Source organism: Proteus faecis (assembly GCF_003144395.1).
Taxonomy (GTDB): Bacteria; Pseudomonadota; Gammaproteobacteria; order Enterobacterales; family Enterobacteriaceae; genus Proteus; species Proteus faecis.
On sequence record NZ_PENZ01000034.1, the window covers coordinates 340770 to 352793 of the forward strand.

Below are 12024 nucleotides of genomic sequence, written 5' to 3' on the forward strand. Positions count from 1 at the left end.
CCTCAGTTATTTCTTTATAATTTCACCAAACTTTTTATCTTCATTGGCCATAAATTGAGTGGCATCATCGCCATATAGTTCGATAACTTCAAATCCTTGTTTATTTGCAAACTCAGCTAATTCGCCAGAGGCATACACTTTTTTCATTGCAGACGTAAGTTTGTCTTGTACTTCTTTATCTAACCCTTTTGGCGCAACTAACATATTCCACGCTTGTAAATCCCAGTTATAAGGTGTGGCTTCTTTAAATAATGGGACATCTGGGTAAAAAGCCGATTTCTCATTGGACATAATTGCCATATGCTTCACTAATCCCGCTTTTACCATGCTGTCTGCCTCTCCTAATGAAGAGGTCACAATATCAACCCCGCCAGAAGCAAGCTCTTGTAATGCAGCACTTGCACCTTGAGAAGGAATAAAGCGAATGGCGTTATCAGGCAATCCCGCAGCACGCAACATCCCAATAGTATTGAGATGCCAGATTGAGTTTAAACCACTACCGGAAGCTTTTAATTTACCCGGATTTGCTTTCGCGTAATCAATAATTTCCTGTGCATTTTTAAATGGTGAAGACTTTCCAACTTGTAATCCACCATAAATAACAGCAAGACGTGTAATTGGTGTGTAATCTTGATAAGTTAAATTTGTCATTCCTTGATGATGCATCATGGCAATTTCAACCGTTGCAATACCCAGTGTGTAGCCATCGGGTTTTGCATTTTTAATAGCATCATGACCAACGACACCACTACCGCCTGTTTTATTTACCACATTAACGGTCACGCCTAATTCTTCTTGTAGCCCTTTAGCTGCTAGGCGTGCAACTGTATCAGTATTACCGCCAGCAGCCCAAGGAACAACAATGGTAATTGGTTTTTCAGGGTATTGAGCGAAAACCGGAAGTGTAAAAATGGAACTGCATAGGGTAAATGCCAGAAGTGTTTTTTTCATTATATGCACCTTTTCTCATTGCAGATTATTTGTGGTCGAATATCTTCGAGCCTTGATTTAAGGCGAGCCTGAACTTGAGAAAGTACAGGCATTGCTGTTACGCCTTTTTGTTCTATAAATGCAGAAAGGAAAGCACTGGCAAATAATATACTCTCATGCATTGTGCCTCCTGCCGCTATTTTTGAAGCAAATGCGCCATTAAAAGCATCCGTGGCTGCCATCGTATCCACTCGTAACGATGGCATAGGCGGTATATGAAAAGTGGCTCGTCCATCAAAATAGACCACGCCAAGCTCATCCATATAGATAATAACTTTCTTGTTTTCATCACCTGAAATAACGTTAATAGCCTGTTTTGCGTCATTAATGTTGTTTATTTCAATATCAGCCCAATGTGATGCTTGATTCGCATTTAAGGTAATAAAATCAATATTTGAATAAAGCTGTTTTAGATTTTCATTATAAGGCGCAACATTTAGCACAACTGTTTTATTAACTGATTTTGCAAACAGTGCGGTTTTAATATTAGCTTCTATATTTATTTCACCTTGGAGCAATAACACATCCGCTTCACTTACATAAGGTAAAGAAATATCAATCTCTTGATCTGAAAATGTATTGTTCGCCCCTAAATAAGTCGCTGTAATATTGTTTTGTGTTTCATCCGCTAAATAGCTAATTGAACTGCCTGTTGGCTCTATTTCTGTTTGAAAAATAGTGAAAGAATCAATGCCACTTTCTTGTAAATATTTATAAGCATATTTACTAAAATGATCTTCACCGACCTTCGTTATTAAATGCACTTTCGCATCCGAAAAACTGGCAGCCATTGCCTGATTTGTTCCTTTACCACCGGGACCTATCGAATTGCTTTTAGAGTTAATTAGCTCACCGACTTTTGGAAAAGAATCGACATTGGCAATAATATCTACCACAAATGACCCAAGTACGCAGACTTTGCCTTCTGGCTTTCTATCTTTACGTTCTCTTACGATTAATAAATCGTGCAATAAACATGAAATATCAAAGCTATCACTAAATTTACTTATTTTTTTAATTTCTTGTTTCCCTAGTATGGCGCCACCATGACAACGTTTGATCAACCCTTCTCCTTCAAGGTATTTCAAATCACTGCGAATAGTTTCCAATGTGACACTGAATTTTTCCGCAAGCTGAGCCACTTTAACTTTCTTTTGTTCCCTGATGATGGTGTAAATTTCCTGTCGCCGTTCTTCTGAAAACATACAAAGTGCCTCCGTATCATTGATAACGAGAATAAGGAGATTAGGTTCGTGATTCTGCGATGGCATTCAAAACAAAAAACCAAAAGCAAAAGCAAAACCAAATCGAAGCAATTTAGATCACATTTTTTTAACACAACATCAATTGTCATACGTTAAAAATGAGAGGTGAAACGAGTCGAATAAAGAATGGTAATTAAGAAAAGAGAGGTAGAATCAGCCGTTCAAAGGCGGCTGATAAAATAATGATTTAAATTATTACAAAAATGATAGTTTTTTATTGTGAATATAATGTTAAATAAAATTACCTTGGTATCTAGTTTTGCAAGGCGTAAAGGCCAAATATGCAAAGCACGAAGGTTAAAAGCACGCATTACTTGCCTATCTTCATTATTATTTTTAATTTTTCCCATTTATCTATATTCACTTCTAATTCATTAATCTTATGGATAATGATTATCAGTCAGTAAAGATAAATGAGATTGCATAAAATTACTTAATCTTACTCATGACGCTGATGAATTTTTGCTGGAACAAAAATTTGATGATTTCCTAAATTTGTCTGGTTAATTAATCCCATAATTAACCGGAAGCAGTGTGAGGCTAATTCAGGATTATTTTGAGCAATAGTATCTATTGGTATTGATAATGAATTATAAAGATAGTGATCATCAAAACCTGCCAAATAGACTTCATTTTGCATATGTTTATTTTGGCTTAGATAACGCAATACACCGTCTAATAAACCACAAGCTGAAGTAAAAACAAATTTTGGCGGATGACCTAAGGACGCACATAAAGAGCCGAACATTTCATAGCCTGAACTTGGGTGATAATGTCCATGAATGATCCACTCAGATTTCAGATTAATATTCGCTTGTGAAAGCCCTTGAGTGAAACCTAAAAGACGATCGGTGGTTGGTGAAAGTGTTGATTGTCCACCTAAAAAATAGAACTCATCAATACCTTTTGTAGAAGCAATCTCTGAAATAAGTTGTTGCGTCGTGGTTATTGAATCTGTAACAACAAAAGGTAGTGTTGTTCCTTCAAAATAACGGTCAAATAATACAACCGGAATTTGTTGACTCAAACGTTGATATTCAATATCACTTTGTAAACACGAGGCAACAATCAAACCATCTATTTGTCGTGATAATAGATGTTCTATTACCAGTGTTTCTTGAGCGGCATTCTCATCAGTACAAGAAATGAGTAACTGAATACCCGCTTCTCTACATAATATTTCTAGTTCATAAGCCACAGAAGCGAAACCATAGTTAGTAATATCAGGAATAACTAATCCCAATGCATAACTACGATTATCACGCAAAGAGCGTGCATGAATATTAGGTTGATACTGATATTGTTCAGCAATGGTTATAATGCGTGCAATAGTATCATCAGAAACACGCATCTCTTTACCTCGGCCATTTAATACTAAACTTGCCGTTGTTTTTGAAACCCCTGCTAATTTTGCAATATCGGTGATCGTGATACGTTTTTGTTTTTTCACTGTTATTCTACTTAATGTTACATTCGCTGAACGTAAACTATTTTATCGTTTATATAATTGTATTTAACTAATTTATGCATTCTTTAATCGCCAAGCAGTGAGGTTTATTGTGTCTTTTCCCAAGAAACAGATTGTCTGTTTTTCTGACGGGAAAAAACGGCTACTCATTACACCTGCTCCGTGATTAAAGAAAATTTCCACACTAGAGTTGTCACATAATATTTGAAGATGTTTTATATCACCAGACCAGAAACGTGATTGCCACGCCCCGTTTTTAACACTACGACGTTTTAACACGGCTTGGCTATTTTCAATAATTAAAGCAAGATTATCAGAAAAATAAATAGCCAAGGAGCCGAACAGCTCTACTTCTAGTTCAAACAAAAATCCGTGAATATCAGGCGCATCATCAGCCAAACCTTGCCAATATATGGCCTTTTGTCTGAGTTGCTGTAATTCTTTTATGGGTTGTTGATAAAGCTTATTTTCTTTTATGTGCAATTCACGAGGGCATGTCATTTGATGTATCCAACCATTAGCAATGGTCGGTTGATACATTTCCTCTCCATCAGGAACTCCCATCCAACCAAATAATAGACGTCTGCCATTGGCTAATGTCGTTTGAGGTGCATAAAATTCAAACCCTGCATCGAGCTCAATTAAATCGCCATGTTGGAATTGCAAAGTTGAATAATCAAAGCTTCCTATTAAATAAGCACTAGGATGCGGGTTTAAAAATCGATGTTGCTCTTTTTTTATTCCTTGAGGGCAAGTTAATAAAATAAAGTGTCCTTCAAGCTCAAAGAGATCTGGGCATTCCCACATATAACCTGCATCATTTAACCCCCCTAAATGACTACCGGCTAACTCACCGACTAATTGCCATTGATATAAATGAGATGCACGATAGAGTAAAACCTTACCCTGTTTATCTAAAGTTTGTGCACCTAACACCATGTACCATATATCGTTATATTGCCAGATTTTGGGATCACGAACATGGCCACTGTAACCTTCTGGAAGCCCTAAAACAGGCCCTAACTTATCAAACCCTCCCTGCTTATTTTCTACGGCTAAACATTGCCAAGCCGTACGAGCTCCATCTTGAAATTTTACATTGCCGGTATAACAGAGCGTTAATTGTCCTTCATGGATCACTGCACTACCAGAATAACAACCATCTTTGTCATAAAACTCATCAGGTAATAAAGCAATGGGTTGATGTTGCCAAGTAATAAGATCCCTTGACCGCCAGTGACCCCAACATTTATTTTTATGCTCACAAGATAAAGGGTTCCACTGATAAAATAGATGATAATATTCTCCATCAAAGCAAAACCCGTTGGGATCATTTAATAATCCTGTTACTGGCGCTAAATGCCAATGTGGATAATATTTATCTTTAGTAGCGTTAGCACTATTACGCATAACAGCGTGTAAAATTGCAGACAACCCTTCACTTTTTGTCATTTAGGCCGACTCCACTTTATATTTTAATAAAAGAGAAAGAACAAAAGCCGTTAAGAATGCAATCGCTAAACCAATAACATAATTAATAATTGAACCTGCTTGTACAATCGCAATCCCCGGAATAGCAGTAAGCCCAACGGCTGTCATATAAACATGGGAACCCACAACCCAAGCCCCCCCAGCAGCACCACCAATTAATGCGGCAATGAAAGGTTTTCCATAACGTAAATTAATTCCGAAAATTGCCGCTTCAGTGATCCCTAACATAGCGGAAAAACCTGAAGGGATCGTAATAGCTTTAATTTTTGCATCAGTAGTTTTAAACCAAACTGCTATACAAGCGCCACCTTGAGCAATATTCGCCATTGCCCAAATAGGTAATAAGAAATTAACCCCAATATTAGGATTGCCTAATAAACCTGCTTCAACTGCATGAAAACTATGATGAATACCAGTGATAACAATAACTGAATAGAGCCCACCAAAAATAAGCCCTGCTATCCAACCGGCTTGAGTGATCAAGGTACTTAGTATTAATGAAATACCATCACCTAAAAGACGACCTACTGGGCCAATAACTAATAACGCAACAAAACCGGAAATAATAACAGTTAGGAATGGCGTGATAATTAAATCAAGAGCATTAGGAACAACTTTACGTAATTGTTTTTCTAGTACACTCATAAACCAGACAGCAAGCAATACAGGGAAAACAGTACCTTGATAACCAATCATGGCAACTTCTAACCCAAAGAAATTCATGGTATTAAAGCCAGCAGCAACTCCCCATGCATTAGTTAAGGCAGGATGGGTTAAAATACCACCAAGTGTTGCACCAAGATAAGGGTTTCCACCAAACTCTTTCGCTGCAGTAAAACCAATTAAAATAGGTAAAATAATAAATGCCGCAGAGCTACACATATCAAGCATGATATAGAGTGCATTGTCAGGACTTACCCACTGGTTGGTTTTCATTAATCCCAATAATCCCATTAATAGACCTGATGCTACAATGGCTGGGATAATGGGCACAAAAATATTAGAAAGCAGTCTTGCTATTCGTTGAAATGGATTGAGTTTTTTAGCTGCAATATTGGCGGCTTCAGATTTGCTTGATTCACCAATGCCTGCTGCAGCAATGAATGCGGCGTGTACTTTATTGACTAACCCAGTACCAAAGATAACCTGAATTTGCCCTGCATTACTAAAACACCCTTTCACCCCCTCTAATTTGTTTATTGCTTCTTTGTCTGCTTTTGAGTCATCAACAAGAACAAGCCTTAGACGCGTAGCACAATGTGCTGCACTTGCAATGTTTTCAGCACCACCTAATAAAGGTACAAGCTGATGAGCAACTTTTTCAATATTCATCATAGCCTCTGTCATTCTTTTTTATTTATGTCGCGAGTATTTGGTTTTATCACAAAACTAAACCGGTTTAGCTAATAATTAGATTAAATAAAAATCAATTCAAGATAGCAATGAAAACTCAGTTAACGGGCATTTAATTGTGATCTAAGTTACAAAAAAGCACATTTATTAATCACATTTTGACTATTTAAAATAATTAAAAATAACGACAAGCTAAACAAATTTTAATTTTTTGTTTAGCTAAACAGGTTAATCGATTGTTAGATAATTATAGCTTCTAAAAACGACTGTTGAGCATTAATAAAAGTGACTATTGAACTAACAAAATCATATAGATAGAAATGAATAAGCAGGCTTAAAAAATGTTACTGATAACATCAAAATACTTAATTAATCGATATATATTTATTTATACAAAGATGTTAATCAAATGATTAAATTTAGCTAATACAAAAACTTAAAGTAACCTTTAAAAACTAGTAACTCTTGTAATAAATCACTTTTCTTTGATGTAAAGCAACTACGACTTTTAGGAAATACGTAGTATCCACATTAACAGTTGGGTTTTATTGCCTACGTTAAAGTAGTTATTTTTTAACAACAATAACAATAATTATTTCTTTATAAGCTTGTTGGCTTCTGTTTCTTCTTAAAATGTAAATAATCAAGTGAGTAATGTATGAAAAACATCAAAGAGATGGCGTTACTTTCCACTCCCTTATCTCGCCGTCGTTTTGTAAAAACAGGTGCAGCGGGTGGTTTAGCAATAACTGCGGGTGGTTTATCCCTTCCCTTTCATCAAGCCGTTGCCTCAGAAACACAATCAACACCAAACAGCGAAAAAGTGGTATGGAGTGCCTGCACAGTAAACTGTGGTAGTCGCTGCCCATTACGCATGCATGTAGTTGATGGCGAAATTAAATATGTAGAAACTGACAATACAGGCAATGATGTCTACGAAGAATTACACCAAGTTCGTGCCTGTTTACGTGGTCGCTCTATGCGTCGCCGTGTTTATAACCCAGATCGTTTACGTTACCCAATGAAACGTGTAGGTAAACGCGGTGAAGGCAAGTTTGAACGTATTTCATGGGATGAAGCGTTTGATACTATTTCAGATACCATGAAACGTTTAATCAAAGATTATGGTAATGAATCTATTTATCTAAACTACGGTACAGGAACTTTAGGTGGCACCATGACAAAGTCTTGGCCACCAGGTGCAACGCTAATTGCACGTTTAATGAATTGTTGTGGCGGTTATCTTAATCATTATGGTGATTACAGTACGGCACAAATCGCAGCGGGTTTAAATTATACCTATGGTGGTTGGGCTGATGGTAATAGCCCTTCAGATATTGAAAACACCAAACTTGTCGTGATGTTCGGTAATAATCCAGGTGAAACACGTATGAGTGGTGGCGGTGTTACCTATTACGTTGAACAAGCACGTGAAAAATCTGATGCAAGAATGATTATCATCGATCCTCGTTATACGGATACCGGTGCGGGTCGTGAAGATGAATGGATCCCTATTCGTCCCGGAACAGATGCTGCATTAGTTAATGCATTAGCTTATGTCATGATCAAAGAAGACTTAGTTGATAAGCCTTTCTTAGATAAATATTGTGTTGGTTATGATGAAACGACTATGCCAGAAGGTGCGCCAAAAAATGGCCACTATAAAGCCTATATTTTAGGTAATGGTGCAGATGGTCAGCCAAAAACGCCTGAATGGGCAGCGCAGATCACGGGTATTCCTGCTTCACGCATTGTTAAATTAGCCCGTGAAATCGCAACAGCGAAACCTGCTTATATTACACAAGGCTGGGGGCCTCAACGTCGTTCTAACGGTGAGCTTACTTCTCGTGCTATCGCAATGCTCTCTATTTTAACGGGGAATGTGGGAATTAACGGCGGTAATACTGGCGCTCGTGAAGGTTCTTACAGTATTCCTTTTGTTCGTATGCCGACTCTAACTAACCCAGTGACCACCAGCATTTCTATGTTTATGTGGACGGATGCCATTTTGCGTGGCCCAGAAATGACAGCAACCCGTGATGGTGTTCGAGGTAAAGACAAGCTTGACGTACCAATCAAAATGGTATGGAACTATGCAGGTAACTGCCTAGTAAACCAACACTCTGAAATCAATCGCACTCATGACATTTTACAAGACGATAAAAAATGCGAAATGATTGTGGTGATCGATAATCATATGACTGCATCAGCTAAATATGCCGATATTCTACTTCCTGATTGCACAGCATCAGAACAGATGGACTTCTGTATGGATGCATCAGCAGGTAATATGTCATATGTTATTTTCGCTGATCAGGCAATCAAACCTCGCTTTGAAAGCCGTAATATCTATGAAATGACAAGCGAAATTGCAAAACGTATGGGGGTGGGTGAAAAATTCACTGAAAACCGTACTCAAGAAGAGTGGCTACGCCATCTTTACGAACAATCTCGTCAAAACTTACCTGAACTACCGACTTTTGAGGAATTCCGTGCTCAAGGTATCTTCAAAAAACGTGACCCTGAAGGTCATCACGTTGCTTATCGCAAATTCCGTGAAGATCCTGCAAACAACCCATTAACAACACCATCAGGTAAAATTGAGATCTATTCTTCTCAACTTGCTGAGATTAAAGCGACATGGGAGCTCGCGTCTGACGATGTGATTGATCCACTGCCTATCTACTCCGCTGGCTTTGAAAGCTATGGCGATCCGGCTATGGAAAAATATCCATTACAAATGACAGGATTCCACTATAAATCACGCACCCACTCAACTTATGGCAACGTTGATGTCTTAAAAGCGGCTTGCCCTCAAGAAATATGGATCAACCCTGTGGATGCATCCAAACGTGGTATTAAACACGGTGATTTAGTGCGTATTTATAACGATCGTGGTGAAGTTCGGATCAATGCGAAAGTTACCCCTCGTATTTTACCGGGCGTAGTCGGTTTAAGTGAAGGTGCTTGGTATAACCCAGATAGTAACCGTATCGATCATGCTGGTAGCATTAACGTGTTAACGACACAACGCCCTTCACCTCTCGCTAAGGGCAATCCTTCTCACAGTAATCTTGTTGAAGTCGTCAAGGCGTAAGGAGTCTGGTTATGTCAACGCAATATGGTTTTTATATTGATTCAAGTCGTTGCACCGGCTGCAAAACCTGTGAACTGGCGTGCAAGGATTTTAAAAATTTATCCCCTGAAGTCAATTTCCGCCGTATCTATGAATATGCTGGTGGTGATTGGACAGAGCAAGATGGTGTTTATACACAGAACGTTTTTGCTTATTACTTATCCATTTCATGTAACCATTGTGACGATCCGGCTTGTGCCAAAGTTTGCCCAAGTGGTGCAATGCATAAGCGCGAAGACGGCTTTGTCGTTGTTAATGAAGATATTTGTATCGGTTGTCGTTATTGTCATATGGCTTGCCCTTACGGTGCTCCACAATTTGATGAAGTCAAAGGTCATATGACCAAATGTGATGGTTGCTATGAACGTGTAGCTGAAGGTAAAAAACCGATTTGTGTCGAATCTTGCCCACTGCGTGCATTGGATATGGCACCGATTGAAGAGTTACGCGCTAAATATGGTGATTTAGCTGAAATTGCACCACTTCCTTCAGCAAAATACACCAAGCCAAATATTGTCCTTAAATTAAATGCCAATAGCCGTCCTGTGGGTGATACCACTGGTCATCTGGCAAACCCAGAGGAGGTGTAAGATGGTGGGATTGCATGAATGGCCACTAATGTTTTTTACCGTTATCGGTCAAAGCGTTGCTGGCGCCTTTATTATTATGGGATGCGCTATTCTTTCGGGTAAGCTCTCCGCCGAAATGAACCGAAAAGTGCATTACAGCATGTTTGGACTCTGGGCATTAATGGGAATTGGCTTTTTATTATCCATGATGCATATGGGAACTCCATTACGTGCATTTAACTCATTACTTCGTCTTGGACACTCATCATTAAGTAATGAAATCGCCAGCGGTTCAATTTTCTTTGCACTGGGGGGAATTTACTGGTTACTGGCTGTACTTAATAAAATGCCTGCTGCATTAGGCAAATTATGGGTCGCACTGGTTATGGTATTAGCCGCATTATTTATTGTGGCGATTTCTCGTGTATACCAAATTGATACTGTTCCGACGTGGTATAACAGCTATACCACATTTAATTTTGTGCTGACCGCATTTATTGCTGGTCCTATTTTAGCCGCGCTCTTAATGCGCATTGCAGGCTTTAACCTAAACTGCGTTAGTGCATTACCACTACTCAGTATTATCGCCATTATTGTGAGTGCTATTGTGGCAATATCACAAGGTTTTGAATTAGGTTCTATTCAAACCTCTGTGCAAAAAGCGGTGGATTTAGTCCCTAACTATGGTGCGCTAATGGGCATTAAATTAGTGGCTTTAGTCTTAGGCTTAAGTTGCTGGATTGCCCCACTGTTACGTAAAAACAATCCTTCTGTTGCTTTGTTAGCATTGGGCTTTATTTTAGTGTTTGCTGGTGAGTTTATAGGACGCGGTGTGTTCTATGGTTTACATATGACTGTCGGTATGGCAGTAGTTGGTTAATTAATTTCTCACCCTTCTAAACCGCTGTAATAGTTAAAAAGTACGTTCTTTTTATCTGTTATAGCGGTTTCTCTTTTATATTACGGTATCGCTCTTTTTTAATCTTCGTCATTATGTTTAGATAGAAAATCGCATATAGTAAAGACAATAAATCTAAGCGGATTATAAAAATATTATGGAACAACAACTTATTACTAATATTTCTCTCACTGCCCGTATTTTAGGCGCTGCATTTTATTACGCACCTACTGAGAAAAGTGACATTGTCGAACTGCTGTCTAGTCAAAAGTGGGTTGAAGAATGGCCTTATGGCAGTGATGAGGAAAAACAACGTATTGCTAGCCTTCTTTCACAAACCACATTAGAGGAAGAAACGTTAGCACAGGCATATCAACGTTTATTTGTCGGTCCTTACGCACTGCCTGCACCACCTTGGGGCTCTGTTTACCTTGATCATGAAAATGTATTATTTGGTAACTCAACATTAGATTTACGCGAATGGATGCTAGAAAATGGTATTGATATTGCGTTAACTCAAAATGAGCCAGAAGATCATATTGGTTTAATGATAATGATGGTGGCATGGATTGCAGAAACTCGCCCTGAAAAATTAAATGAGTTATTAGCAGAACACTTACTGCCATGGGCTTATCGTTATTTAGAGAAGTTATCTCTGCAAGGTGCATTCCCTTATTATGAAGGTTTAGCCATGTTGACGACATTAACACTAAAAAACTGGCAATCTCAGTTAAATGTTAAACCTGCTGAAAAACAGCTATTTTGTTGATTAATAAATAGATAGCAAAAATAAAAAGCCCTAAAAGTGAATGTTAAAATGACCCTGTAACATTCAATTCTTTTAGGGCTTTTAC

General features: G+C 38.2%; 9 protein-coding genes. 4 read left to right on the forward strand and 5 right to left on the reverse strand.

The features are described from left to right. Positions 1-6: 6 nt before the first annotated feature. From DK858_RS11160 to DK858_RS11185, 5 genes are all read right to left on the reverse strand, one after another. Positions 7-951, reverse strand: a complete 945-nt coding sequence (locus DK858_RS11160) for a tripartite tricarboxylate transporter substrate binding protein (RefSeq protein WP_109397461.1) — start codon at positions 949-951, stop codon at positions 7-9. Next, positions 951-2195: a PfkB family carbohydrate kinase gene (locus tag DK858_RS11165; RefSeq protein WP_072063951.1), complete on the reverse strand. Its 1245-nt coding sequence runs from the start codon at positions 2193-2195 to the stop codon at positions 951-953. The genes DK858_RS11160 and DK858_RS11165 overlap by 1 nt, the downstream gene beginning before the upstream one ends. 499 nt (positions 2196-2694) lie before the next feature. Continuing rightward, entirely contained in the window at positions 2695-3705 is a 1011-nt protein-coding gene (locus tag DK858_RS11175) for a LacI family DNA-binding transcriptional regulator (RefSeq protein WP_109397463.1), read from the reverse strand. 72 nt (positions 3706-3777) lie between these two features. Then, on the reverse strand, positions 3778-5175 hold the full coding sequence (locus DK858_RS11180; protein ID WP_109397464.1) for a sucrose-6-phosphate hydrolase: 1398 nt from the start codon (positions 5173-5175) through the stop codon (positions 3778-3780). Continuing rightward, positions 5176-6546: a sucrose-specific PTS transporter subunit IIBC gene (locus DK858_RS11185; RefSeq protein ID WP_109397465.1), complete on the reverse strand. Its 1371-nt coding sequence runs from the start codon at positions 6544-6546 to the stop codon at positions 5176-5178. Positions 6547-7225: 679 nt separating this feature from the next. Between DK858_RS11185 and dmsA the strand changes: the two genes are divergently transcribed. The 4 genes from dmsA to dmsD all read left to right on the forward strand — a co-directional run bounded on the left by dmsA (position 7226) and on the right by dmsD (position 11939). After that, complete coding sequence (gene dmsA / locus DK858_RS11190) at positions 7226-9664, forward strand: dimethylsulfoxide reductase subunit A (RefSeq protein ID WP_109397466.1); 2439 nt, start codon at positions 7226-7228, stop codon at positions 9662-9664. An 11-nt stretch (positions 9665-9675) separates the two neighbouring features. Further along, a complete protein-coding gene (locus DK858_RS11195; protein ID WP_023582154.1) occupies positions 9676-10293 on the forward strand; it encodes a DMSO/selenate family reductase complex B subunit in 618 nt (205 codons plus the stop codon). Between the two features lies 1 nt (position 10294). Then, complete coding sequence (locus DK858_RS11200) at positions 10295-11152, forward strand: DmsC/YnfH family molybdoenzyme membrane anchor subunit (protein WP_109397467.1); 858 nt, start codon at positions 10295-10297, stop codon at positions 11150-11152. Between the two features lie 175 nt (positions 11153-11327). Next, a complete protein-coding gene (gene dmsD / locus DK858_RS11205; protein ID WP_109397468.1) occupies positions 11328-11939 on the forward strand; it encodes a Tat proofreading chaperone DmsD in 612 nt (203 codons plus the stop codon). The last annotated feature ends 85 nt before the right edge of the window (positions 11940-12024 follow it).

What these genes read in the sequence shown, in the direction of transcription:
- DK858_RS11160 (WP_109397461.1), bottom strand. Translation starts at nt 951, where the DNA reads ATGAAAAAAACACTTCTGGCATTTACCCTATGCAGTTCCATTTTTACA.
- DK858_RS11195 (WP_023582154.1), top strand. Translation starts at nt 9,676, where the DNA reads ATGTCAACGCAATATGGTTTTTATATTGATTCAAGTCGTTGCACCGGC.
- DK858_RS11165 (WP_072063951.1), bottom strand. Translation starts at nt 2,195, where the DNA reads ATGTTTTCAGAAGAACGGCGACAGGAAATTTACACCATCATCAGGGAA.
- DK858_RS11185 (WP_109397465.1), bottom strand. Translation starts at nt 6,546, where the DNA reads ATGAATATTGAAAAAGTTGCTCATCAGCTTGTACCTTTATTAGGTGGT.
- DK858_RS11200 (WP_109397467.1), top strand. Translation starts at nt 10,295, where the DNA reads ATGGTGGGATTGCATGAATGGCCACTAATGTTTTTTACCGTTATCGGT.
- DK858_RS11180 (WP_109397464.1), bottom strand. Translation starts at nt 5,175, where the DNA reads ATGACAAAAAGTGAAGGGTTGTCTGCAATTTTACACGCTGTTATGCGT.
- dmsD (WP_109397468.1), top strand. Translation starts at nt 11,328, where the DNA reads ATGGAACAACAACTTATTACTAATATTTCTCTCACTGCCCGTATTTTA.
- dmsA (WP_109397466.1), top strand. Translation starts at nt 7,226, where the DNA reads ATGAAAAACATCAAAGAGATGGCGTTACTTTCCACTCCCTTATCTCGC.